The sequence below is a fragment of the Duganella qianjiadongensis genome (assembly GCF_009857915.1).
Classification (GTDB): domain Bacteria; phylum Pseudomonadota; class Gammaproteobacteria; order Burkholderiales; family Burkholderiaceae_D; genus Rugamonas; species Rugamonas qianjiadongensis.
Genome location: NZ_WWCM01000019.1, coordinates 37,395 through 62,511 on the forward strand (window position 1 = coordinate 37,395; position 25,117 = coordinate 62,511).

A 25,117-nucleotide genomic window follows, 5' to 3' on the forward strand; every position below is an offset into this window, starting at 1 on the left:
AACTTTTTTGAGGGTGCTTGAATGAATCGTGCGTTTTCACCGTTTGTAAAATCCCTGCTGGTGGCCGTGCTGGCTGTAAGCGCAACTGCCCACGCTGAAGACAAAAAACCAGCGCACGCAGAACCTGCGGCATTGAAGGGCGACGCAGCCAAGGGCAGCACCCTGTTCGGTAGCGGCGACGCGGCCCGCGGTCTGCCAGCCTGCGTATCCTGCCACGGTGAAGGCGGCAATTCGACCATTACGGTTAATCCTAAACTGGCTGGCCAGAACGCCGGCTATCTGAACAAGCAGCTGGTCAATTTCACCACCCCTGAGCGCAACCAGCCGGTGATGACCACCTACGCCAAAATGCTGACCGAGCAGGAAAAGCTCGACATCGCCACCTATCTGGCAGCTCAGGCCTCCAAGCCTAATGCGGCCAAGAACAAGGACACGGTAGAACTGGGCAAGAAAATCTATCGCGGCGGTATCGCCGAGAAGAACGTGCCAGCCTGTGCCAGCTGCCACGGCGCCACCGGTGCCGGCATTCCGGTGCAATACCCGCGTCTGGCTGGCCAGCATCAGGACTACACGGTAGCCCAGCTGGGTCTGTTCAAGGCCGATGGCCGTAAAAACAGCCCGCAGATGAGCACCATCGCCAAGCGCATGTCGGAAGACGAAATGAAAGCCGTGGCTGACTACGTCGCCGGCTTGAAGTAAGCACCACCTCGGCTCCGCTCTCGGGCGGAACCGCATGGCCATAAAAAAAGGGCGGCAGCGTAAGCGGGCTGCCCTTTTTGTTGTTATGCTGCCGTCAGCACAATTTTCGAGAAACATTTCCTAGCATGAGCAGCAGCCCCAGCACTTCCGGTATTGCCGTAAAAACCCGCCGCCCCCTGATCGGCGAATTGATCGAGCTCATTTCTTCGATGCGCTTTGCGATCGCCTTGCTGGCCATGATCGCCATTGCCGCCGTGGTCGGCACGGTGATGAAGCAGAACGAGGCGACCAATAACTACATCAACCAGTTCGGACCGTTCTGGTTCGAAGTGTTTCGCAAGCTCGGCCTGTATGCCGTGTACTCGGCCTGGTGGTTTTTGCTGCTGATGGGCATGCTGGTGACCTCCACTACGCTGTGCATCGTGCGCAACACTCCCAAGATGCTGCGCGATATGCGCAGCTGGCGCGAGAACGTGCGCGCCACTTCGCTGCTGAACTTCCACCACAAGATGCAATGGCGTGCGCCGCTGGCGCGCACGGCGCTGGCCCAGCAGAGCGCGGCGCGGCTGGCCGATGCCGGCTATGCCGTCAAAACCGTGGAGCGCGAGGGCGGCACGCTGCTGGCCGCCAAGCGGGGCGCGGGCAACAAGTTCGGCTACATCTTCGCCCACGCAGCCATTGTGGTGATCTGCATCGGCGGCCTGCTCGATTCCGACATGCCTATCCGCGCGCAGGAGTGGTTCGCCGGTAAAGTGCCGTTCAACGGCACGGGCCTGATTGCCAACGTGCCGGCACAGAGCCGCCTGAGCACGTCCAACCCTAGCTTCCGCGGCAATACGCTGGTGCCGGAAGGCGCCACCAGCGATAGCGCGATTCTGAATCGTCCTGACGGCGTGCTGATCCAGGAACTGCCGATTACCATCTCGCTGAAAAAATTCACTGTCGATTTCTACACCACCGGCATGCCCAAGCTGTTCGCTTCCGAAGTGGAAGTGCGCGACAATGCCAGCGGCGAAAAGGTCCAGGCCGTGATCGAAGTGAACAAGCCGCTGATCTTCAAAGGGCTGGCCATCTACCAGTCCAGCTTCGACGATGGCGGCAGCAAGCTGAAACTGACGGGTTTCCCCATGGCCGGTGGCAGCAGCGCTAGCTTTGCTCTGAACGGCGAAGTGGGCACTTCCACGCCGCTCGGTGACGCCTACACGGTGGAATGGACCGGTTTCCGCGCCTTCAACGTGGAAAACATGGGCAATACGCAGGACCCGCGCGCGGTGACCAAGGGCGAAAGTCTGGAACAGACGCTGAGCGCCACGCTGGACAAGCACACGGGTTCGGCAGCGCGCAATGCCAACAACAAGGACATGAAGAACGTCGGCCCCAGCTTTACCTACAAGCTGCGCGACAAGAACGGTCAGGCACGCGAGTACCAGAACTATATGCAGCCCATCCAGATCGATGGCGCTACCATGTATCTGGCCGGGATGCGCAACAGCCCGTCCGATCCCTTCACCTATCTGCGCATTCCCGCCGATGACGAGCACGGCCTGAAAGACTGGATGCGTCTGCGCGCCGCCCTGAATGCACCTGCCATGCGCACGGAAGCGGCCCAGCGCTATGCGCGCCGGGCTGCGCCGCCTTCGGCCAGTGCCCAGCAGATCCAGCAGCAGCTGCAGGCTTCGGCCGACAAGAGCCTGACCATCTTTGCTGGCGACGGCAAAGTGGGCGGTTTTGTCGCCATCTCGCGCTTCCTTGAAAAGATTCCGCAGGCCGAGCAGGAAAAAGCGGCCGATGTGTTCATGAAGATCCTCAATGGCACCCTGTGGGAGCTGTGGCAGGTAGCGCGCGCCAAAGACGGTCTGCCACCGGCTACGCCGGACCAGAACCATGCGCGCTTCCTGCAGCTGTCCACCAATGCCCTGTCGGACGGCTATTTCTACGGCGCGCCTATCTATCTGCAACTTGATGACTTTATCCAGGTACAGGCCTCGGTATTCCAGATCACCCGCTCGCCCGGTAAAAATGTGGTTTATCTGGGCTGTCTGTTCCTTGTGATCGGTGTATTCTCCATGTTCTACATCCGCGAGCGTCGCCTGTGGATCTGGATTACCGACCATGCCGACGGCGCCGAAGCCCTGATGGCCATGAGCACCCAGCGCAAAACGCTGGACTTCGAACGCGAATTTGAGAACCTGAAAGAAAAACTGCCGCAATCGGCCGCGGCCTTGGCCTCGGCCTGAGCCACTTGCACTGCAGTCACGGAGAATGAAGATGGAACTGACCCAATCGAGCCAGACTTACACCCAAGCGCCCGGCTATTTCAAACGTCTGAGCGCGCTTGACTGGGTGTTCGGCCTTGCACTGGTGGCTGCCGCGCTGTTCGGCCTGAACCGCTACGGCCAGTATATGGACATCTACGAGCAGGGCATCCTGCTGGCGGCTGCCCCGACCTTTGCCGCACTGGGCTGGCACTGGAAGCCGGCGCGCTGGCTGATGCCGCTGGTGGCCCTGTTGTCGCTGGGCGCCATCGCCATGTACGGCGGCGCGCTCGATAACGGCACGAAAAAATTCTGGCTGCGCATGATGCTGTCTAGCCAGTCCGCCATCCTGTGGATGAGCATGATGTTCATCCTGTCCACGCTGTTCTACTGGGTGGGCCTGCTGGGCCGCTCGAACGTGGCTTTCAGCATAGGCAACAAGCTGTGCTGGGCGGCCGTGGTGCTGGGACTGACGGGCATGATGGTGCGCTGGTACGAGTCCTACCTGATCGGCACGGACGTGGGCCATATCCCCGTCTCCAATCTGTATGAAGTGTTCGTGCTGTTCGCCCTGATCACGGCCATGTTCTATCTGTACTTCGAGCAGCGCTATGCCACCAGCCAGATGGGCGCGTTTGTGACGCTGGTAATCAGCGCAGCCATTGCCTTCCTGTTCTGGTACACCACCACCCGCGATGCGGCCGAAATCCAGCCCCTGCTGCCGGCGCTGCAAAGCTGGTGGATGAAAATCCACGTACCGGCCAACTTCATCGGCTACGGCAACTTCTCGCTCGCTGCCATGGTGGCTGCTGCCTATCTGCTGAAAACCTCGGGCTATCTGGTTGACCGCCTGCCGTCGGCGGAAGTGCTGGACGATGTCATGTACAAAGCCATTTCGGCCGGTTTCGCCTTCTTCACCATCGCCACCATCCTCGGCGCGCTGTGGGCAGCGGAAGCGTGGGGCGGCTACTGGTCGTGGGACCCGAAAGAAACCTGGGCGCTGATCGTCTGGCTCAACTACGCCGCCTGGCTGCACATGCGCCTGATGACGGGCCTGCGCGGCCGTCCGGCCGCATGGTGGGCGCTGGTAGGCCTGCTGGTGACGACCTTTGCTTTCCTTGGTGTCAACATGTTCCTGTCCGGCCTGCACTCCTACGGCAAGCTTTAATGAGGGCCTAACAACGGCTGGCAAAGAATGGTGTAAGGTTGCGGTTTGCAGCGCGACTAAGTGTTAAGACTGACAGCGAGCGCAGTCTTAATCCGAAGTAAATACCTTGTACGCCACAGGAGCCAGCATGTTGATCAAACGTAGTCCGAACGGCATCGAACTGCCGTTTTCCTCGGAAATCACTCCGCGCGCCGTCTATGAAGGACGGCGCGACTTCATCCGTCAGCTGGCCGTGGGCGCCATCGGCGGGGCCGCTCTGATGGAAATGGCCCAGCGCGAGGCGTTTGCACAGGGCGTGCGTCCCAAACTGGCGGGCAAGCTCAATCCCGCGTATTCGGCGCTGGACAAGCCCACGCCCTACAAGGACGCCACCAGCTACAACAACTTCTACGAATTCGGCACCGACAAGAGCGAACCGGCCATGTATGCGGGCACGCTGAAGACCCATCCGTGGACGGTCAGCATCGAAGGCGAAGTGAAAAAGCCCATGACGCTCGATCTGGACAGCCTGCTGAAACTGGCACCGCTGGAAGAGCGCGTGTACCGCCTGCGCTGCGTGGAGGGCTGGTCCATGGTGATACCGTGGGTAGGCTATTCCTTCTCCGAGCTCATGAAAAAGGTCGAGCCGACCAGCAACGCCAAATACGTGGAATTCATTTCGCTGGCCGACAAAAAGCAGATGCCCGGCGTGGCCAGCCGCGTGCTGGACTGGCCTTACACGGAAGGCTTGCGCATCGACGAAGCAGCGCACCCGCTGGCGCTGCTAACGCTGGGCATGTATGGCGAAGTGCTGCCCAACCAGAATGGCGCACCCGTGCGCATGGTGCTGCCGTGGAAATACGGCTTCAAATCGGCCAAGTCCATCGTCAAGATCCGCTTCGTGCGCGAGCAGCCGCGCACCTCGTGGAATCTGTCGGCACCGAATGAATACGGCTTCTATTCGAATGTGAACCCCGAAGTCGATCACCCGCGCTGGTCGCAGGCGTCCGAGCGCCGCATCGGCGAAGACGGCTTCCTGGCCCGCAAACGCAAGACCCTGATGTTCAACGGCTATGCCGACGTGGCGCCGCTGTACGCGGGCATGGACCTGAAGAAGTTCTATTAAGCCATGGCCGTGCAACTGACTGCGCGCCAGCTAGGCTGGCTCAAGGGCGCCCTGTTCCTGCTGGCGCTGGTGCCCCTTGCGCGCATGGTGGTGCTGACCGTGACGGGGCAGCTGGTGGAGCCGCTGGAATTCATCACCCGCGGCACGGGCGACTGGACGCTGTATCTGCTCACCGTGACGCTGGCAATCACCCCGCTGCGCCGTCTGACTGGCTGGAACTGGCTGGTGAAACTGCGCCGCATGGCCGGCCTGTACGTGTTTTTCTATGGCCTGCTGCACTTCCTCACCTTCCTCTGGTTCGATCACTTTTTCGACCTGCAGGAAATGTGGCAGGATGTGCTCAAGCGGCCCTTCATCACGGTAGGCTTTGCCGCCTTTGTGCTGCTGATCCCGCTGGCCGTGACCAGTAGCAACGGCATGATGCGCCGGATGGGCGGCAAGGCGTGGCAGCGGCTGCACCAGATCATCTACGCGATCGCGCCGCTGGCCGTGCTGCACTTCTGGTGGATGAAGGCGGGCAAGCACCTGCTGGGTCAGCCCATACTGTTCGCCTGCATCTTCGCCGGCCTGCTGCTGTTCCGCCTGAAGGGCAAATTCGCCAAAGCGCCCAAGCTGGCGTAGTTGGCCAGCGCGCCGATAAAGAACGGGGGCGGAACAGGCTATGCCTGCTCCGCCCCCGCTGTGTTTGCAGACCGCCCGGCGCGGCCCTGCAGTTTTAGGCCAGACGCGATTCCAGCGCGTACAGCTCGGCCGGATTTTCGCGCTTGCGCACTTCGTGGCTGCTGCTGCCATCGACGATGACTTCGGCCGCGCGGCCACGCGTGTTGTAGTTGGAAGACATGGTCATGCCGTAGGCGCCGGCGCAGTGCATCACCAGCAGATCGCCGGCCTGCACGGCCAGCGCGCGGTCGCGTGCCAGCCAGTCGCCCGATTCGCAGATCGGGCCCACCACGTCGTAGGTCTGCGCTGCGCTCTGGCCTTGCACTACCGGCTGCATATCCATCCACGCCTGATACAGGGTAGGGCGCGACATGTCGTTCATGGCCGCGTCGACGATGCAGAAGTTCTTTTCTTCGCCGTGCTTGAGGTATTCCACCCGGGTCAGCAGCACGCCCGTGTCGCCCACGATGGAGCGGCCCGGCTCGAAGATGACCTTGATCGGCACACCCGCATGACGCTCGGCGCGCCAGGCGTCGATACGGGCAAACAGGCGGCCCAGATAGGCGCCTACCGGCACCGGATCGGCTTCGCCCGCCTCGCCGTACTGGATGCCGATGCCGCCGCCGATGTCGAGGTGGTGCAGAACGATGCCTTCGCTGCCCAGCTGGTCGATCAGTTCGATCAGACGGTCCAGCGCTTCCAGCAGCGGCGCGTCGTCCAGCAGCTGCGAGCCGATGTGGCAGTCGATGCCGGTCACTTCCAGATGCGGCAGCTGGGCGGCAGTGCGGTAAGTTTCCAGCGCGTCGTCGAAAGCGACGCCGAACTTGTTGGCTTTCAGGCCGGTGGCGATGTAAGGGTGAGTCTTGGCGTCGACGTTAGGGTTGACGCGCAGCGAAATGCGCGCCGTCTTGCCCATGGCGCCAGCCACTTCGTTCAGGCGGTGCAGTTCGGGGATGGATTCCACGTTGAAGCACAGGATGTCGTGGCTGAGCGCCAGCTGCATCTCGGCCACGCTCTTGCCTACACCCGAGAAGATGACTTTGCGCGGGTCGCCGCCGGCAGCCAGTACGCGCAGCAGTTCGCCGCCCGAAACGATATCGAAACCGGCGCCCTGACGGGCCAGCAGGTCGAGTATGGCCAGATTCGAGTTGGCTTTCATGGCATAGCACACCAGTGCATCGCGGCCGGCGCAGGCATCGGCGTAGGAAGCGAAATTGGCCAGCAGGGCCGCTTTGGAATACACGTAGGTGGGGGTGCCGAACTGCTCGGCCACGGCGGCGAGCGACACGCCTTCAGCGTGCAGCACACCGTTAATATAGGAAAAATGCGACATGGATGTTTATTGTTGAGGGGCGGTAGGAGTGGTCGGTGCCGCTGCCGCGTCGCCGCTCTTGGCTGGCTTGGCGGGCGGAATCTTGGGCAGATACAGCGGGCCGGGTTGGCCGCACGCGCTCAGCAAGACGGTCAGGCACAGGGTTGCAGTGCCAATAACAAAACGGAAACTGGACTTCACGATAGAATCACGCTTGAAGGTTAGATTAATTGCTTAAACATGGAGTGTAGCATGGGCGAATCAGAATTCCTGGCGCAAGCCGACGCAACCCTGAGCCGGATTGCGCTGGCGCTGGACGAATTGAACGACGAAGGCATGATCGATGTCGAGTGCAGCCGCAGTGGCAATGTGCTGGAAATCGAGTTTATCGACAATGGTTCCAAGATCATCGTCAACAGCCAGGCCGCCATGCAGGAGATGTGGGTGGCCTCGCGTTCCGGTGGCTACCACTACCGCCAGCGCGACGGCAAGTGGCGCAATACCCGCGACGACAGCGAATTATTCAGCGCGCTGTCCGAGATGGTCAGCGCGCAGGGCGGTTCGCCCGTGTGTCTGGAATGTGACTCAGAATAATTCGTTCTTCACCGCGTCCCTGGCTTTTTCATCGGCCGGGGTCACGCGGCTGGCGCCATCGATGTTCGGCACGCCCGTGCCGGGCGGGTTCTCCGCATAGTAGTACTCGTCGCCGATCAGCATCACGCCTTCCGGTACGGCGCGCTCTTCGATAGGGATGTTCTTCAGCGCCTTCTGCATATAGCTGATCCAGATCGGCAAGGCCAGTCCGCCCCCCGTTTCGCGGTTGCCCAGATTCTTGGGCTGGTCGTAACCTATCCATGCTACCCCCACCAGATGCGGCTGATAGCCGGCAAACCACGCGTCGATGGAATCATTGGTGGTACCCGTCTTGCCCGACAGGTCGGGGCGTTTCAGCACCAGCGCCTTGGTGGCCGTACCGAAGCGCACCACGTCTTTCAGCATGCTGTCCATCAGGAAGGCGTTGCGCTCGTCGATCACGCGGTTGGCTTCGTCGCCGGCCTTGTCGGGCCGTGCCTGCGACAGCACCTTGCCGTTGGCATCCGTCACGCGCGAAATCAGGTAGGGATTGACCTTGTAGCCGCCGTTGGCAAATACCGCGTAGGCGCCTGCCATTTGCAGCGGCGTGACGTTGCCCGCGCCCAGTGCCAGCGTCAGGTAGGGCGGGTTCTTGTCGGCGTCGAAGCCGAAGCGGGTGCTGTACTCCTGTCCGTATTTGGCGCCGATGCGGTGCAGGATGCGGATCGAGATCATGTTCTTGGACTTGGTTAAGCCCTTACGCATGGTCATCGGGCCTTCGTACTTGCCGTCGTAGTTCTTCGGCTCCCAGGCCTGGCCGCCAGTCTGGCCCGCGTCGAAGGAAATCGGCGCATCGTTGATGATGGTGGCCGGCGACAGACCCCGCTCCAGCGAAGCCGAGTAGATGAAGGGCTTGAACGAGGAACCGGGCTGGCGCCAGGCCTGGGTGACGTGATTGAATTTGCTGCGGTTGTAATCGAAGCCGCCCACCATGGCCTTGATGGCGCCATCGTGGGTGTCGGCAGCGACGAAGGCCGATTCGATTTCCGGCATCTGGGTCACCAGCCAGTCTTTCCCTTCCTGCATCACGCGGATCACGGCGCCGCGGCGGATGCGCTTGTTGGGCGCCGCCTTGTCGGACAGCCACGAGCGGCCCATTTCCAGACCGGCACCGGTGATCTTGATTTCCTCGCCGGTGGCGGTGACGGCCACGATCTGCTGCGGCGTGGCAGTGAGCACCATGGCGGCGATGATGTCGTCGCTGTCGGGGTGGTCGGCCAGTTCCGTTTCGATGGCGTCGTCGGCTTCTTCCTTGTTCTGCGGGATATCGATATACGCTTCCGGCCCGCGGTAGGCGTGACGCTTCTCGTAATCCATCACGCCTTTGCGCAGCGCCAGATAGGCGGCGTCCTGATCGGCCTTGGTGATGGTGGTGAACACGTTCAGGCCGCGCGTGTAGGTGTCTTCCTTGAACTGTTCATACACCAGCTGGCGCGCCATTTCCGATACATATTCGGCATGCACGCCGAATTCGCTGCTGTCGGTCTTGACCTTGAGCTGTTCCGCCTTGGCCGCTTCGAACTGTTTGTCGGTGATGTAGCCCAGTTCGTGCATGCGCTGCAGGATGTACTGCTGGCGCGTACGGGCCCGTTTCGGGTTGACCACTGGGTTGTAGGCCGACGGCGCTTTGGGCAGGCCGGCCAGCATGGCCGCTTCCGCCACCGTCAGTTCCTTGAGCGATTTGCCGAAGTAGATCTGCGCGGCCGAGGAGAAGCCGTAAGCGCGCTGGCCCAGATAGATCTGGTTCATATACACCTCGAGTATCTGGTCCTTGCTCAGATTCTTCTCGATCTTCCACGCCAGCAGCATTTCATACAGCTTGCGCTTGAGCGTCTGTTCGCTCGACAGGAAGAAGTTACGCGCCACCTGCTGGGTGATGGTGGACGCGCCCTGCTTGGCGCCGCCCGTGGCATTGTGCACGGCTGCGCGCAGGATGCCCGTGTAGTCCACGCCGCCGTGTTCGTAGAAGCGGTCATCTTCGATGGCCAGCACGGCCTTCTTCATCACGTCGGGAATTTCGCGGATGTGCACAAGGTTGCGGCGCTCTTCGCCGAACTCGCCGATCAGCACATTATCAGCAGAGAAAATCCGCAGCGGCATCTTGGGCCGGTAGTCGGTCAGCGTATCGAGTTCGGGCAGGTTGGGGTAGGCCATGGCCAGTCCGAACACCACCAGCAAAATCCCGCCTACCAGCAGTCCCGCCATGGCAAAAGCGGCCTGCATCAGGAAACGTGTTGCAGGTTTACCCTGTTTTACGGAATTTGTTGCGTCCGGAGGCGAAGAATTTGAAGAAGTACTCATGCAATGCAATCTCTTGGTGGCGTGTGCGGGCCATTATAAGCGAGCGCCAATGCTGGCGGGACTCCGCGCCCGATCGCACAAAATATTTCCAGTGAGCAATAAAACAACTGAATTGTTTTTGCTTCTACAGAGTCGCTGAAAAATGTGGCATTGGGGGTACAAAAGTGCAATTGTGCGCAGAAGAAATACCTTTACACTTAAATTGGCAGGAATTAATGTACGGTCTTATCTTCCCCCCTATAAACACTGGTTTTCAAACGAGTTCCTTTATGGAAACACAACATCTGTTGGGTCGGCGTCAGCCTCGTGAGAACAGCGGGGAGATGGCCCTATGATAGATTTCAAAAGCTTGCTGGGGCAGGGTAATCCGCCGCTGGCCGGGGTGGATATCAGCACGTCCAGCATCCGCATGGTCGAACTGGCGCAGGCCGGCAAAGATGGCTACCGGCTGGAGCGCTATGCCAGCGAAGCGCTGCCGCGTGGCGCTGTGGTCGATGGTAATATCGAGAATCTGGAACAGGTGGTCGATGCGCTGCGCCGGCTGTGGAAAAAGAGCGGTACGCGCGCCCGTCTGGTGGCGCTGGGCATGCCGTCCGCCGCCGTGATTACCAAGAAGATCGTGCTGCCTGCCGGGCTGGAAGAAGACCAGCTGGAAGTGCAGGTGGAATCGGAAGCGAGCCAGTACATACCGTTTGCGCTGGATGAAGTGAGTCTGGATTTCGATGTGATCGGTCCGGCCGCCAGCGGTGCGGAAGATATCGAAGTGATGCTGGCCGCAGCGCGGCGCGAAAAAGTCGAAGACCGCGTAGCGATCGCCGAAGCATCGGGCCTGAAACCCACCGTGATGGATATCGAATCGTATGCGGCGCGCGCTGCGCTCGACCGTATCACTGCCCAGTTGCCCGCTGGCGGCGCAGGCCAGATCGTGGCGCTGTTCCAGATAGGCGCGCAGGTCACGCAGATTTCGGTACTGCTCGATGGCGTCACCGTGTACGAGCGCGAACAGCCGTTCGGCGGCCAGCTGCTGACTCAGGAAATCGTGCGCAACTACGGCCTGTCGTTCGATGAGGCCGAGGCGCGCAAACGCTCGGGCGATCTGCCCGACGGCTACCATGTCGACGTGCTGATGCCTTTCCTCGAAAGCGCCGCCATGGAAGTGACGCGCGCTATCCAGTTCTTCTATACCTCCACCCCCTACACCCGCATCGACCAGCTGTATCTGGCCGGTGGCTGTGCCGTTCTGCCCGGCCTGCTGGAGCTGGTGACCAGCCGCAGCCGGATCGCCAGCAGCGTGATCTCGCCGTTCCAGGGCATGCAGCTTGGCGCCTCGGTGCGCGAGTCGCAACTGCGTAGCGAAGCGCCGGCCTATCTGGTGGCTTGCGGGCTGGCTCTGCGGAGGTTCGGCTGATGATACGCATAAACCTGCTGCCCCACCGCGAAGAGAAGCGCAAGCAGAAGAAGTCTGCCTTCTTCGCTTTGCTGACGCTGGGCGGTCTGATCGGTGTGGGTGTGGTGTTGCTGATAGGCGGCTATAACGCGCGCAGCATTTCGATCCAGAATGCGCGCAATCAGGTGATCAAGCAGGCCATCTCCGGTCTCGACAAGCAGATCGCCGAAATCGCCACGCTCAAGCAGGAAATCGAAGCGCTCAAAGCGCGCCAGCAGGCGGTGGAAGATCTGCAGGGGGACCGCAATCAACCCGTGTATCTGCTCGATGAACTGGTACGTCAGACGCCGGCCGGCGTGTATCTGAAAAGCTTCAAGCAGGAGGGCCAGAAAGTGGCCGTGACCGGCTACGCACAATCGCAGGAGCGCGTGTCCGAACTGCTGCGCAATCTGGCCGGCGTGTCGCCATGGCTGGAACGGCCCGATCTGATCGAAGTGAAGTCGACCGGGCTGGGGCAGGGCAAGACCACGCGCAAGGTGGTGGAGTTCAATTTGCTGGTGTATATCAAGCGGCCGCGCGATCAGGATGCGCCCGCTGGCGCTAAAGCCAAAGCCGCCAACACCGCCAGGGCAGGGGAGCATTGAACGCCATGGCCAATCTGAACCTCAACCTGAATGAACTGGGCGCGCAGCTGGCGGGCCAGTTCCGCAATCTGAGTGGCCGCCATCCCGGGCTGTGGCCGCTGGCGCCGCGCATGCTGTGCAGCGCAGGCGTGATGGCTGCCGTGATAGGGCTGGGCTACTTCTTCTACTGGAGCAGCCAGTTCGAAGAGCAGGATGCCGGTGCGGCGCTGGAACTGAAGCTGCGCGACGAATACCGCTTCAAGACGGCGCAGGCAGTGAATCTGGAAGCGCTGCGGGCACAGAAAGTACAGGTGGACCAGTATGTGGACCGGTTGCAGAAGCAGTTGCCGAGCAAGGCGGAAATGGCGGCCCTGCTGACCGACATCAATCAGGCCGGTGCCGGCCGTGGCTTGCAGTTCGAGCTGTTCAAACCGGCGCAGGTGGTGGTGCGCGACTATTACGCCGAGCTGCCCATCGATATCCGGGTCAGCGGCAGCTATCACGATATCGGCGCCTTTGCTGGCGACATGGCCAATCTGCCGCGCATCGTCACGCTCAACAACATGAGCCTGAGCACCGGCAAGGATGGCGTACTGACGCTGGAAGCCGTGGCCAAGACCTTCCGCTATCTGGATCCCGAAGAAGTGCAGGCCCAGCGCAAGGCGGCTGCCGACAAGAAAAAGAAGGCAGCGAAAAAATCATGAACACGCTGATCACAAGGGCTCATCTGAGCAAGCCGCTGGTGCTGCTGGCGCTGGGCGTACTGCTGGCCGGTTGCGGCAATAGCGACGAGCAGGAAGTGCGGGCGTGGATGAAACAGGTCGATGCGCAGGCGCGCGTGGCGGTGCCACCGCTGGCCGAGCCGAAGAATTTTATCCCGTTTGCCTACGGGCAGAGCGGTGCGGTCGATCCCTTCAATCCCAATAAGCTGCTGGACGAGCTGGCGCGCAGCAGTGCGCGCGAAGGCAAGGGCCTCAAACCGGATATGGAGCGGCGCAAGGAATACCTCGAAGGCTTCCCGCTCGATACCATGAAGATGGTGGGCACCATACAGCAGCGCGGTGTGACCCACGCGATTCTGCAGATCGACCGTTCGGTGCATCACGTGGTGGCGGGTCAGCATCTGGGGCAGAACTTCGGGCTGATCACCAGCATTAACGACAGCACGGTAGTGATCAAGGAAATTGTGCAGGATGCAGCGGGCGACTGGGTCGAGCGCATTTCGAAGCTGGAACTGCAGGAAAGTAAGGAGACGAGCAAATGATGGCGCATACCAAGTCAGGGCCTGTGCTGGCCCGTGCCGGCTGGGCGGCCATATTCGCCAGCGTAGCCATGCTGCTGGCCGCGGCTCCGCTGCAGGCACAGAACCCCGGCGCCGCAACGCCGGAAGCGACCGTAGCCCCCGCCGCTACCGCGAATGCGATCGAATCCATCACCGCCAACCGTCAGGGCGCCAACGTCATCGTGCGCATCGGTCTGAAGCACGCGCCGGACAAGCTGCCCATCGGTTTTTCCATCACCAACCCGCCACGGATCGCGCTGGACTTCGGCGCCACTTCCAATGCCACCGGCAGCAGCACGCAGGATATCGGCGTGGGCGAACTGCGCAGCGTGAATGTGGTGCAGGCGGGCGAGCGCTCGCGTCTGGTGTTCAATCTCAAGCGCAGCCTCAATTACGCTACCGCCATCGACGGCAAGGCCGTGATCCTCACCATAGACGGCAGCGGCGGCGTCAGCGCGCCGGTCGATGCAGCCGGCCTGCCGGTGGCGAGCACCAAGCCGGCTGCGGCAACCCGCCCCATGCTGCGCTATATCGATTTTCGCCGTGGCAGCAATGGCGAAGGCCGCGTGATCGTCGATCTGCCCAACAATCAGGTGGCGGCCGATGTGCGTCAGACGCCTACCGGTGTGGTAGTGGATTTCCTCAAGACGGGCGTGCCGGAAAATCTGCGCCGCCGTCTCGACGTGGGCGACTTCGGTACGCCGGTGGCACAGGTCACTACGCTGGCGCAGGGCGAGAACACCCGTCTGACCATCGAGGCGCGCGGCCTGTGGGAACAGACGGTGTACCAGAGCGACACCCAGCTGGTGATCGATGTGAAACCGATCAGGGAAGACCCCAACAAGCTCACGCAGGGTACCCAGGGCTATCGCGGCGAAAAGCTGTCGTTCAATTTCCAGAATGTGGAAGTGCGCGCGGCGCTGCAGGCAATTGCCGATATCTCGGGGCTGAACATCATCACCAGCGATAGCGTGGCCGGCAATCTCACCCTGCGCCTGAAGGAAGTGCCATGGGATCAGGCGCTGGACGTGGTGCTGCAGGCCAAAGGGCTGGACATGCGCAAGAACGGCTCGGTGCTGTGGATCGCGCCCAAGGAAGAGCTGCTGACCAAGGAAAAACTGGAACTGGAACAGCGCGCCCAGATCGCCGATCTGGAGCCGCTCAAGTCGGAAATCTTCCAGCTCAATTACCAGAAGGCCGACGCGTTCAAGACCGTGTTCGGGCTCGATGGCGGCGCCGATAGCAAGAACCGCGTGCTGTCCAAACGGGGCAGCGCCATCATCGAACCGCGTACCAACCAGCTGTTCGTGACCGACATTCCGTCCAAGCTGGAAGATATCCGCAAGCTGATCGCCAAGACCGACGTGGCATCCAAGCAGGTGCTGATCGAAGCGCGCATCGTCGAAGCGAGCGACACCTTTACCCGCAATCTGGGCGCCAAGCTGGGCTTCGCCGATCTGCGCACCATCCGCGGCGGCGACTCCGGCTACCAGATCGGCAGCAGCAATACCCGCGTCGGCATAGGCGGCAATATGACGGGCGTGGGCGAAATTACGGGCCAGGTCAAGCCTACCGATGCCAGCTACAACAACACCCAGTTCGTCAACCTGCCGGCATCGGCCATCAACGGTGCGGCAGCCGGCACGCTGGCCGTCAGCCTGTTCTCGTCGGCCGCCAACCGCTTCCTCAATCTGGAACTGTCGGCACTGGAAGCTGACGGTACCGGCAAGATTATCTCCAGCCCGCGCGTGATCACGGCCGACAAGGCGATCGCGCTGATCGAGCAGGGCATAGAACTGCCGTATCAGGTTGCCACCAGCAGCGGCGCCACGTCGATCCAGTTCCGCAAAGCCAATCTGCGGCTGGAAGTCACGCCGCAGATTACCCCCGACGGCAATGTGGTGATCGATGTGGACGTGAACAAGGATAGCGTGGGGCAGGAAACCCGCGCCGGTTTCGCCATCGATACCAAACACGTCAAGACGCAGGTGATGGTGGATAACGGCGGCACCGTGGTGCTGGGCGGGATCTACCAGCAGACCGAACGCAACACCACCGACAAAGTGCCCTTGCTGGGCGATGTGCCGCTGCTCGGCAATCTATTCCGCAGCAATAGCCGCACCAATGACAAGACCGAACTGCTGGTATTCATCACGCCGAAAATCGTGGCGGACCGGCTGATCTCGCGCTGATATTACACGCCGGCACGACAGCGCCGGCGACCTGGCTGCCGGCGGCAGCGGCAGCGGCAAGAGCAGTATTCATCCTCAACCAAATGGGAAGCGCATCATGAATAAATTCCGCGAATGGCTGGCGCTGCTGGTATGCGCCACTCTGCTGTCGGCATGCGGTGGTGGCGGTGGTTCGCCCGGTAGCAATAGCAATGGCGTAGCGCCGTCCAAGGCAGCCAGTGTGCTGCTGCAGGCTAGCGCCACCACGCTGGCGTCCTCCGGCCTCGATGGCACGGAAGTGACGCTGACCGTCATCGTCAAGGATGCTGGCGGCAATGCGCTGCCCAATGAAACCGTGAGTTTTACCGCCAGCTCGGGCACGGTCAGCAATACCAACCGCGTCACCAACAGCTCCGGACAGGTGACGGAAAAGCTCAGCACCAAGGGCGATAGCAGCCTGCGCAAGATCACCATCACGGCCAGTGCCGGCTCCGCCAAGTCGGCCGAGATTACGGTGGACGTGATCAATGCCGTGCCTACCCTGAGCCTGACGACGGATTCGGGTACGCTCGCTTCCGTCGGCACGGCCGGTAACGAAGTCAGTGTGATGGCGCTGGTGCGCGATGCTAACAACACCGTGATGTCCGGCGTCACGGTGAGCCTGAGCGCGGATTCCGGCAGCCTGTCGCTGACCAGCCGCGTCACCAACGCGCAAGGTCTGGTGACGGAAAAACTGGGCACGGGCGGCGATCCGACTTCGCGCGCTATCCGCATCACGGCCAGCGTGCCGGGCGCGGCGCCCGTCAGCACCATCGTCAACGTGGCTGGCAACCGCCTGACGATTAATTCCCAGCCCACCATCAATGCGGGCTCCAGCGCCGACGTCACCCTGAAGCTGGTGGATTCGGCCGGCAATGCGCTGGCCGGTAAAACGGTGCAGTATTCTTCCAACGCCAACAGCCTGACAGTCAAGGGCGGTGGCAATGCCGTCACCAACTCCGCTGGCCAGCTGGTGCTCAGCTACGCCGCCAGCGGCGGTTCGGCGGATGTGATCACGGTCAAAGCCGGTGGCGAATCGGCCTCGGCCAGCATCGTCATCAATGCGTCCAGCTTCGCCGTCAAGGTGCTCGATGGCGCGGGCAATGTCGAAACCACGGCGCCTATCGGCGGCTGCCAGCAGGTGGCGGTAACGGGCGGGCCGGCTGGCGCTGTCACCATCAGCAGCTCGCGCGGTACCGTGTATAGCGATGCCGCCTGCAGCATTCCTCTGTCCGGACCGGTAGCGCTGGTAGGCGGTGCAGCCAGTGCCTACCTGAACGCCAGCGGCCCCGGTGTGGCCACGCTGACGGCCACGGTGATTGGCCAGACCACCCAGACCAGTCTGGAATTCGTGGCGCCGCTGACCAATATCGCCACCATTACCGTGCAGGCCGATCCGGCCGTGATCGGCGCCAATGTGGCCGGCAGCACCGCCCAGCAGACCAGCTTGCGTGCCGTGGTACGCGACGGCACGGCGCAGAACAATGTGGTGAAGAACGCCAGCGTGGCCTTCTCCATCCTGACCGACCCTAGCGGCGGTACGCTGACCCAGCCTGCGCTGGTGCAGACCGGCGCGGACGGCTCGGCCACGGTGAGCTTTGTGGCTGGCAGCAATCCGTCGCCGCTCAATGGCGTGCAGATCCAGGCGCGCATCATCGGCGGTTCCGGTGCCAGCGCCGTGGCCAGCCTGACGGTGGCGCAGAAATCCCTGTTCATCAGCGCCGGTACGGGCAATCTGGTGCAGACGCCGGGCAGCGCTTCCTACCAGCTCGACTATCTGGTGCTGGTGACCGATGCCGCCGGCAATGCCGTGCCGGGCGTGAAACTGACGGCTTCCGTGCTGCCTACCACCTACTACAAGGGCATGCTGGGCTATGCCCTGCCGCAGGGGCCATGGACCCCGGTACAGCATGTGGGCTGCGCCAACGAGGACATCAACCGCAACGGCATACTCGATGCGGGCGAGGACCTGAACGGCAATGGCGTGCTCGATCCGGGCATACCGGTCAGCGTCAGCACCAACGTTACCACCGACGCCAAGGGGCAGGCCATCGTCTCGCTGATCTACCCGCGCGACCGCGCCAACTGGCTCGATGTGAACCTGACGGTACGCGGTCAGGTGAACGGGAGTGAATCGAATTACACGGGTCTGGTACACTTACCGGGTTTGGCGGCAGATTTTGCGCTCCAGACGATCACACCGCCGGGGCTGACTAGCCCCTACGGGACATCAACTTCGTGTAGTAACCCGAATTAACTCGGACTGTTCATGCCTAATGTGTTTCTAGTCGGCCTGATGGGGGCAGGAAAAACCACCATCGGCCGCATCCTGGCGCGTAAGCTGGGGCTGCGTTTTATCGATTCCGACCACGAAATCGAAGCCCGGACGGGAGCCACCATCCCGTGGATCTTTGAAATCGAAGGGGAAGCCAGCTTTCGCCGCCGCGAAGCGGAAGTCATACGGGAACTCACCGGCCAGCAGGGCATCGTGCTGGCCACGGGCGGCGGCGCCATCCTCAATCCGGAGAGCCGCGCCTTTCTGCAGGAACGGGGCACGGTGATCTATCTGCGTGCCAGCGTCAACAGCATCCTGCAGCGCACTGCCCACGACAAGAACCGTCCGCTGCTGCAAACGGTCGATCCGCGCAAGAAGCTCGAGGAGCTGATGGCCGTGCGCGATCCGCTGTACACGGAAGTCGCCCACATCGTCATCGATACGGGACGTCCTAACGTACAATCCATGGTATCCATTATTCTCAACCAGCTGGAAACGCGCGCCTGCGAGGCCGCGCCCAACTGTGTGACTCAAGCCCAGCCTTCCATGAACGAAGAATCCACCATCCTGTTAAATGTCGATCTGGGCGAGCGCAGCTACCCGATCGCTATCGGTCCTGCGCTGCTGCAGGATCAGTCCCTGCTGGCGCGCCACGTGCACGGCAACAAGGTTGCCATCGTCACCAACAGCACCATCGCGCCGCTGTATCTGGAGCGGGTGGAAGCGGGCCTGCGCGCTGCCGGCAAGCAGATCATCAGCATCGTGCTGCCCGACGGCGAGGAGTTCAAGAACTGGGAAAGTCTGATGAAGATTTTCGACGCCCTGCTGGCCAGCAAGGCCGACCGCAAGACCACGCTGGTAGCGCTGGGCGGCGGCGTGATCGGCGACCTGTGCGGCTATGCCGCTGCCAGCTATATGCGCGGGGTGGATTTCATCCAGGTGCCTACCACTCTGCTGTCGCAGGTGGATTCCTCGGTGGGCGGCAAGACCGGCATCAACCATCCGCTGGGCAAGAACATGATAGGCGCGTTCTACCAGCCGCGTGCCGTGCTGGCCGATACCACCACGCTGGAAACCCTGCCGGCGCGCGAACTGGCGGCCGGTCTGGCCGAAGTCATCAAATATGGCGCCGTGATCGACCTGCCGTTCTTCGAGTGGATAGAAGCGAATATCGCCAAGCTGGTAGCACGCGACAAGGGCGCGCTGGCTTACGCCATCGCCCGTTCCTGCGAAATCAAGGCCGACGTGGTGCGTCAGGACGAGCGCGAAGGCGGCCTGCGTGCCATCCTTAATTTCGGCCACACCTTCGGCCACGCCATCGAGGCGGGCATGGGCTACGGCCAGTGGCTGCACGGTGAAGCCGTGGGCTGCGGCATGGTGATGGCAGCCGATCTGTCGCAGCGCATGGGCATGGTCGATGCGGCGACAGTGGAGCGCGTGCGCGCGCTGGTGGCTGCCGCTGGCCTGCCGATCAAGGCACCCGATCTGGGCACGGCGCGCTGGCTGGAACTGATGGAAGTGGACAAGAAGAACGAGGGCGGTGCCATCAAGTTCATCCTGATGAAACCTCTGGGCGCGCCCTGCATTAGCAACGCACCGCAGGAGCTGCTGCTGCAAACGCTGGCAGCCAGTATCTAAGCGGACCATAAGCCATGCTGCCCGACGACCTCCTCGCCCCTTATGCTGCCCATGCATCGGGCGGCGGCGGGCGCCGCTTTGCCGAAACGCCGCACGCCTCGCGCAGCGAGTTCCAGCGCGACCGCGACCGCATCATCCATTCGTCGGCCTTCCGCCGGCTCGAGTACAAGACCCAGGTATTCCTCAATCACGAGGGCGATCTGTTTCGCACCCGGCTGACCCATAGTCTGGAAGTGGCGCAGATCGGCCGTTCGCTGGCGCGCAATCTGCGCCTGAACGAGGATCTGGTGGAAGCCATCTCGCTGGCGCACGATCTGGGCCACACGCCGTTCGGCCACGTGGGGCAGGATGTGCTCAACGAGTGCATGCAGGAGCATGGCGGCTTCGAACACAATCTGCAAAGCCTGCGCGTGGTGGACGAGCTGGAAGAGCATTACGGCGCCTACGATGGCCTGAACCTGATGTTCGAAACCCGCGAGGGCATACTCAAGCACTGCTCGCTCAATAATGCCCGCTTGCTGGGGCCGGTAGCGCAGCGCTTTATCGACCGCACCCAGCCATCGCTGGAAGCCCAGCTGACCAATCTGGCCGACGAAATTGCCTACAACAGCCACGATATCGATGACGGTCTGCGCTCCGGCCTGATCACCATCGCGCAGCTGGAGCAGGTGGAATTCTTCGCCCGCCTGTGGCGCGATGTGCAGCAGCATTTTCCCGGCCTGTCGGGCCGCCGTGCCATCTACGAAACCTTGCGCCGTCTGATTACGGCACTGGCCGACGATCTGATCGTCACCTCCAGCCGCCTGCTGGCCGATGCCGCGCCTAAGAGCATAGACGAGGTGCGCGCCGCGCCGCCGCTGATCCGCTTCTCCGATCCTATGCGCAAGGATGCGACGGAACTCAAGCGCTTCCTGCGCGAGAATCTGTACCGCCACTACAAGGTCAACCGCATGCGCGTCAAAGCCAGCCGCATCGTGCGCGAGCTGTATGGCGCTTTCATGGCCGATCCTGTGCTGCTGCCGCCCGACTATCAGGACAAGTCAGGCGACGTCAGCAAGCAGGCCCGCAAGATAGCGGACTACATCGCTGGCATGACGGACCGCTACGCTATCCGCGAACACCGCCGCCTGTTCTCGCTCGAAGAACTGTAATTTGAGTTTCCTCAATCGTGCGGCCTTGATCATCCCTGCTGCCAAGGGGATGATCAGGCATGGACGAGCAAATTTCAAAACTCGATAAGCGGCTTACTTCGGTTGAAAACGAAGTGGAATCTTTGCGGCAGGAGCGGCAGGAAATGCGCCGCTATTTTGCCAGCAAGGAAGACATTCTGCGCATGGAAAGCCGGATTGCGCTGTTGTTCGAACAGTCCGCCAGCAAGACCGAACTGCGGGCGCTGGAACGACAGCAAGCCGAAGAGTTTGCGACGCTGAACCAGCGCTCGAGCGAATTCGAAAAGCGCATCAGCAATGACCTCGGTGAAATGCGCTTGCAAATGGCGCACCTGGAATTACGCATATTGCGCTGGCTTATCGGTACGGTGCTGACGATGGCCAGCATCATCGTGGCGGTGGTCAAGTTCTGGGTCTGAGCCACAAGCTGGTTAGCCAGCTAGGGGCTGCCTGCCAGTTCCAGCAACAGTTTTTTGATCGGGGCGGGCAGGGCGGCCTCACCTAGCTGTGCCAGCGGCAGCCAGACGTAAGCTGATTGCGCCGCCATCATGCGCCGCTGCGCCAGCGTAATGCGGTAAGGCGCGATGTGCAGCTTGTAGTGGGTGAACACATGGATGACCGTGTTCAGACGTTCATAGCTTTCCATCGTGCCAAACGGTTCCACCGCGCGCAGCAGTTCGCTATCTTCCACCGCATTCGCATCATGCCCATCCTCCTCCGGCGCGGCCACATGGCCTGCCAGTTCGGGCAGCGACAGCAAACCACCCCAGATGCCGCTTGGTGGCCGCTGCTCCAGCAGCACGGCGCCGTTAGCTATCATCAGCAGCATGATGGCGTGCTTTTCGGGACTGGCCTTCTTCGGTTTGCGCACCGGCAGTTGCGCCGTGCGGCCCGTGTTATAGGCCACGCAGCGCGGCTGCATGGGGCAGCGCGCGCAATCGGGCTTGCTGCGCGTGCACAGCGTTGCGCCCATGTCCATCAGACCCTGCGTGTACGATTCTATGCCCTGTTCGGGCAGCAGCGCCTCGGCCCGGTGCCACAGCATTTCTTCCGTCTTGCGCTCGCCCGGGTAGGTGTCGACGCCATACACGCGCGCCAGCACACGCTTGACGTTGCCATCCATGATGGCGGCGCGGCGGCCACTGGAAAATGCCGCAATCGCTGCAGCGGTAGAGCGGCCTATGCCGGGCAGGTCGGCCAGCAACAGCGGATCGGACGGGAACACGCCGCCATATTCGGCCACCACGCGCTGCGCGCATTTGTGCAGATTGCGTGCACGGGTGTAGTAACCGAGCCCGCTCCACTGCGCCATCACCTCTTCCACCGGCGCTGCAGCCAGACTGGCCAGATCGGGGAAGCGCTGCAGGAAGCGCTGGTAGTAGCCGATCACGGCGGAAACCTGGGTCTGCTGCAGCATGATTTCGGACAGCCAGATCAGATAGGCATCACGCGTGTTTTGCCACGGCAGCGTGTGCCGGCCGTGCTGCTTCTGCCACGCCATCAGGGTGGCGGAAAAATCGGGATCGTGAAAATCTTCTCGTGCAAATTCGACTGCTAACTTCATAATCTTCCTGAAAATACGGGGCCGGCGCGATGCCGGATGTCTTTAAGCGGCGGCGTCCAGTGCCGGCCATGGTGCGTTGATGGCGAGGCTGACCTGTCCGGCCAGCTCCAGCAGGGTAATCTTCTGTGCCGCCAGTTCCTGCTGGCTGGCTTCGAAGGCTTCGATCTTCTGTTCCAGACTATCGGTCGCATCATGGATGCGCTGGATCGACGCCTGCCGGTGTCTGAGCTGTTCCTTGTGCTGGCGGATCTGCGCTTCCAGCGGCGCCATGATCACTTTCAGCCACGCTTCCGCATCCTGATTGGCCGCCTTGAAGCAGGCCCGCACGCGCGACGCGATGGTATCAAAAAACTTCTCCATCAGTACCACGCGGCTGGTGGTAAGCAAGGTGGCAGTGCCGAACTGTTTGTTATAAATCGTTTCGATGGTGGCGATTTCGGAACGGTAGGGCTGCAGCGTGAATGCCATCGGCATGGCCAGCGAAAGCCCGTGTTCGTTAGCAAAACGGCGGTACATCACGGCCATCATGTCGCTGATTTCGGCCGTTTTGCGCTCGGCCGCATCGAGGTTGGCATTGACCCGGCCGAAGTACTGGCGCATGGCTTCGCGCACGCCCGTGAAGAAGCGGCTTTGCTGCATATCGCTACGGACCTGCTCGATATCATCGCGCACGATGTCCATGCCCATGCAGGTGTACAGTTCGGTGGACAGGCGTGTGAATACGGAACGCGTGGCCTGCAGCGTGTACAGGCTGGCATCGAATTCCTTCTTTTCCACGTCGATGCGGCGGATCATGTGACTGATCATGTTCTGGTTCTTGCCGCGCAGGCTGTTGAGTTCCACCAGCTGTTCGACGATGCCGCGGCTGCGCGCCTGCAGCAGCCCTAGCTGGGCGCTGCTCAGTGCCTGCAGTTCGTCCTGCAGCTGCTGGCGCACGATATCTTTTTTGGCCGTGATCAGCTGCTCGAACAGCGCCTGTTCCAGCGCGGGCAGGCGGCTGCGTTCGAGCAGAGCGGCATCGCCCGTAATGCGTGCCACCAGCCCTTTTTGCGCCGAGACGGGAAACACCTGACGGGTTTCCAGCCCCAGCGTATGGGCCGCCTGTTCCTGCTGGCGCACGATATCGGCATGGATGTCGGCCTCGCTGCGCAATTCATCCCACAGGCCATCGATCTTGTTCAGTACCACCAGCCGGCCCGGCCCGGCGCCTATGTGCTGGCGCCAGACCTCGATGTCGCTGCGCGTAACGCCGGCATCGGCGGCGAGGATGAACAGCACGGCATGCGCATTGGGGATCAGGTTGAGGGTCAGCTCCGGTTCCGTGCCGATGGCGTTCAGGCCCGGCGTATCGAGTATCACCAGCCCCTGCTTGAGCAGCGGGTGAGGGAAGTTGATGATGGCATGGCGCCAGCGCGATATCTCCACCATGCCCGCTGCGTCTATGGTGCTGGCCAGCGCGGGGTCTTCTTCGTCGTACAGACCATAGCGGCGCGCTTCGTCCACCGGCACGCGGCGGGTCAGGCCCACCTGCTTGAAAATCTCGTGCATGCCGGCGCCGTCGGCCAGATCCAGCGGCAGCACGGTCCATGCCTCGGGCTGCTCGCGGTAGTCGCTGGTGGAGAGGTGCCGGGCGCGGGTCTCGATAGGCAGCAGGCGCAGCGAAGGCGGGTGGGCCGCGTCGTACATCAGCTCGGTAGGACACATGGTGGTGCGCCCCGCCGCCGAGGGCAGCAGGCGCTGGCCATAATCGGCAAAGAAGATGGCGTTGATCAGTTCCGATTTACCGCGCGAGAATTCCGCCACAAATGCCAGCGACAGCTTGTCGTCGCCCAGCCGCGCCAGTGTACGGGCTATGCGCTGCTCGGTGGCACCGTCGGCCAGGCCAGCGGCCCGCATCCAGCTCTGGTAGCCGGTCAGCGCGGTCAGTACGCTCTGGCGCCATGCACTGTAATGTTCGAAATCCCTGACCATGGAGTCTGCCCTTATTTTTGGCAATGCACGCAGTAAAAGGTGGAACGCTGGCCCTGCTTGATCTGCCGGATAGGCGTACCGCACACTTTGCACGGCACACCAGCACGATCATAGACGAAATAGGTCTGCTGGAAGTAACCGGACTGGCCATTTACGGCAATAAAGTCACGCAAGGTGCTGCCGCCCTGCACGATGGCTTCGGCCAGCACCTCGCGCACGGTGCTGGCCAGTGTTTCGTAGCGGGCCAGACTGATGCGGCCGGCCGGTGTTTTCGGGTTGATGCGGGCGCGGAACAGGCTTTCCGATGCATAGATATTGCCTACGCCGACCACGATATCGCCGGCCAGCAGGGCCAGTTTGACGGCCGTGCTGCGCCCGCGTGTGCGGTCGTACAGCAGCTTGCCGGTGAAGCCCGCTTCCAGCGGTTCCACGCCCAGTTCGCGCAGCAGCACGTGATGTTCCAGCGCGCCGTCGGCGGCATCGTGCCAGAGCACGGCGCCAAAGCGGCGCGGGTCTTTCATGCGCAGCGCCTGCAGGCCTGCGTCGCTGTGCACGACCAGATCGATATGGTCATGCTTTTCCGGCGCTATGCCGGCCGGCATGATGCGTAAATGGCCGGACATGCCGAGATGGATAATCAGTGTGCCATGGTCGAAATGCACGAGCAGATATTTGCCGCGCCGCCCGGTAGCGCGCACGGTGCGTCCTGCCAGCAGTTGATTGAGTTCGGGCGGAAAGGGCCAGCGCAGGCCATCGCGCCGCATCACCACGGAATGGACGGTGCGGCCTTCGAGGTGGGGCGCGACGCCGCGCCGCGTGACTTCAACTTCTGGTAATTCTGGCATCTGTTTCGCTTCGGGTAGGC

The 25,117-nt window shown here is 61.9% G+C and carries 21 protein-coding genes; 15 read left to right on the forward strand and 6 right to left on the reverse strand.

What is annotated here, in order from left to right:
- Positions 1-21 precede the first annotated feature (21 nt).
- The 5 genes from GTP27_RS20120 (at position 22) to msrQ (ending at position 5,848) form a co-directional block, all read left to right on the forward strand.
- Positions 22-699, forward strand: a complete 678-nt coding sequence (locus tag GTP27_RS20120; protein WP_161040899.1) for a c-type cytochrome — start codon at positions 22-24, stop codon at positions 697-699.
- A gap of 125 nt (positions 700-824) precedes the next feature.
- On the forward strand, positions 825-2,936 hold the full coding sequence (locus GTP27_RS20125; protein ID WP_161040900.1) for a cytochrome c biogenesis protein ResB: 2,112 nt from the start codon (positions 825-827) through the stop codon (positions 2,934-2,936).
- A gap of 31 nt (positions 2,937-2,967) precedes the next feature.
- Positions 2,968-4,122 (forward strand): c-type cytochrome biogenesis protein CcsB, encoded by a 1,155-nt coding sequence (gene ccsB / locus GTP27_RS20130; protein ID WP_161040901.1) that lies wholly within the window; start codon positions 2,968-2,970, stop codon positions 4,120-4,122.
- 127 nt (positions 4,123-4,249) lie between these two features.
- Positions 4,250-5,227 carry a protein-methionine-sulfoxide reductase catalytic subunit MsrP gene (msrP, locus tag GTP27_RS20135; RefSeq protein WP_161040902.1) on the forward strand — a complete coding sequence of 326 codons (978 nt, stop codon included), beginning with the start codon at positions 4,250-4,252 and terminating at the stop codon, positions 5,225-5,227.
- 3 nt (positions 5,228-5,230) lie between these two features.
- A complete protein-coding gene (gene msrQ / locus GTP27_RS20140) occupies positions 5,231-5,848 on the forward strand; it encodes a protein-methionine-sulfoxide reductase heme-binding subunit MsrQ (protein WP_161040903.1) in 618 nt (205 codons plus the stop codon).
- A 94-nt stretch (positions 5,849-5,942) separates the two neighbouring features.
- Here msrQ and lysA read toward each other — a convergent pair whose 3' ends face one another.
- Together lysA and lptM are read right to left on the reverse strand one after the other, a co-directional pair.
- On the reverse strand, positions 5,943-7,220 hold the full coding sequence (gene lysA / locus GTP27_RS20145; RefSeq protein ID WP_161040904.1) for a diaminopimelate decarboxylase: 1,278 nt from the start codon (positions 7,218-7,220) through the stop codon (positions 5,943-5,945).
- A 6-nt stretch (positions 7,221-7,226) separates the two neighbouring features.
- Positions 7,227-7,400 (reverse strand): LPS translocon maturation chaperone LptM, encoded by a 174-nt coding sequence (lptM, locus tag GTP27_RS24285; protein ID WP_371865960.1) that lies wholly within the window; start codon positions 7,398-7,400, stop codon positions 7,227-7,229.
- Positions 7,401-7,451: 51 nt separating this feature from the next.
- On the opposite strand from lptM, the gene cyaY reads away from it, so the two are divergent.
- On the forward strand, positions 7,452-7,793 hold the full coding sequence (cyaY, locus tag GTP27_RS20150) for an iron donor protein CyaY (protein WP_161040905.1): 342 nt from the start codon (positions 7,452-7,454) through the stop codon (positions 7,791-7,793).
- On the opposite strand, the gene GTP27_RS20155 is transcribed toward cyaY, so the two are convergent.
- Positions 7,785-10,133: a penicillin-binding protein 1A gene (locus tag GTP27_RS20155; RefSeq protein WP_161040906.1), complete on the reverse strand. Its 2,349-nt coding sequence runs from the start codon at positions 10,131-10,133 to the stop codon at positions 7,785-7,787. The two genes, cyaY and GTP27_RS20155, sit on opposite strands and share 9 nt — an antisense overlap.
- Before the next feature lie 331 nt (positions 10,134-10,464).
- Here GTP27_RS20155 and GTP27_RS20160 point away from each other — a divergent pair, with 331 nt between their 5' ends.
- The 9 genes from GTP27_RS20160 (at position 10,465) to GTP27_RS20200 (ending at position 21,136) form a co-directional block, all read left to right on the forward strand.
- A complete protein-coding gene (locus tag GTP27_RS20160) occupies positions 10,465-11,541 on the forward strand; it encodes a pilus assembly protein PilM (RefSeq protein ID WP_161040907.1) in 1,077 nt (358 codons plus the stop codon).
- Entirely contained in the window at positions 11,541-12,164 is a 624-nt protein-coding gene (locus GTP27_RS20165) for a PilN domain-containing protein (protein ID WP_161040908.1), read from the forward strand. The genes GTP27_RS20160 and GTP27_RS20165 overlap by 1 nt, the downstream gene beginning before the upstream one ends.
- Before the next feature lie 5 nt (positions 12,165-12,169).
- Complete coding sequence (locus GTP27_RS20170; RefSeq protein ID WP_161040909.1) at positions 12,170-12,847, forward strand: type IV pilus inner membrane component PilO; 678 nt, start codon at positions 12,170-12,172, stop codon at positions 12,845-12,847.
- Positions 12,844-13,407 (forward strand): pilus assembly protein PilP, encoded by a 564-nt coding sequence (locus GTP27_RS20175; RefSeq protein ID WP_161040910.1) that lies wholly within the window; start codon positions 12,844-12,846, stop codon positions 13,405-13,407. The genes GTP27_RS20170 and GTP27_RS20175 overlap by 4 nt, the downstream gene beginning before the upstream one ends.
- Positions 13,404-15,617, forward strand: coding sequence for a type IV pilus secretin PilQ (locus tag GTP27_RS20180; protein WP_229634253.1), 2,214 nt, complete (start codon positions 13,404-13,406; stop codon positions 15,615-15,617). The genes GTP27_RS20175 and GTP27_RS20180 overlap by 4 nt, the downstream gene beginning before the upstream one ends.
- 97 nt (positions 15,618-15,714) lie before the next feature.
- Positions 15,715-17,892, forward strand: a complete 2,178-nt coding sequence (locus GTP27_RS20185; protein WP_202416965.1) for a beta strand repeat-containing protein — start codon at positions 15,715-15,717, stop codon at positions 17,890-17,892.
- A 12-nt stretch (positions 17,893-17,904) separates the two neighbouring features.
- Complete coding sequence (gene aroKB, locus GTP27_RS20190; RefSeq protein WP_161040911.1) at positions 17,905-19,548, forward strand: bifunctional shikimate kinase/3-dehydroquinate synthase AroKB; 1,644 nt, start codon at positions 17,905-17,907, stop codon at positions 19,546-19,548.
- A gap of 14 nt (positions 19,549-19,562) precedes the next feature.
- A complete protein-coding gene (locus GTP27_RS20195) occupies positions 19,563-20,699 on the forward strand; it encodes a deoxyguanosinetriphosphate triphosphohydrolase (RefSeq protein ID WP_161040912.1) in 1,137 nt (378 codons plus the stop codon).
- Between the two features lie 59 nt (positions 20,700-20,758).
- Positions 20,759-21,136 (forward strand): coiled-coil domain-containing protein, encoded by a 378-nt coding sequence (locus GTP27_RS20200; RefSeq protein WP_161040913.1) that lies wholly within the window; start codon positions 20,759-20,761, stop codon positions 21,134-21,136.
- Between the two features lie 20 nt (positions 21,137-21,156).
- Here the strand turns inward: GTP27_RS20200 and mutY are convergent, their stop codons facing one another.
- Genes mutY through mutM form a run of 3 tightly spaced genes read right to left on the reverse strand, consistent with a single transcriptional unit; the run spans position 21,157 to position 25,097 of the window.
- Positions 21,157-22,281: an A/G-specific adenine glycosylase gene (gene mutY, locus GTP27_RS20205; RefSeq protein WP_161040914.1), complete on the reverse strand. Its 1,125-nt coding sequence runs from the start codon at positions 22,279-22,281 to the stop codon at positions 21,157-21,159.
- A 42-nt stretch (positions 22,282-22,323) separates the two neighbouring features.
- The gene (locus GTP27_RS20210) at positions 22,324-24,252 is read right to left on the reverse strand and encodes a dynamin family protein (protein WP_161040915.1); all 1,929 of its coding nucleotides are present in this window, start codon (positions 24,250-24,252) and stop codon (positions 22,324-22,326) included.
- Positions 24,253-24,263: 11 nt separating this feature from the next.
- The gene (mutM, locus tag GTP27_RS20215) at positions 24,264-25,097 is read right to left on the reverse strand and encodes a bifunctional DNA-formamidopyrimidine glycosylase/DNA-(apurinic or apyrimidinic site) lyase (protein WP_161040916.1); all 834 of its coding nucleotides are present in this window, start codon (positions 25,095-25,097) and stop codon (positions 24,264-24,266) included.
- Positions 25,098-25,117: the final 20 nt, after the last annotated feature.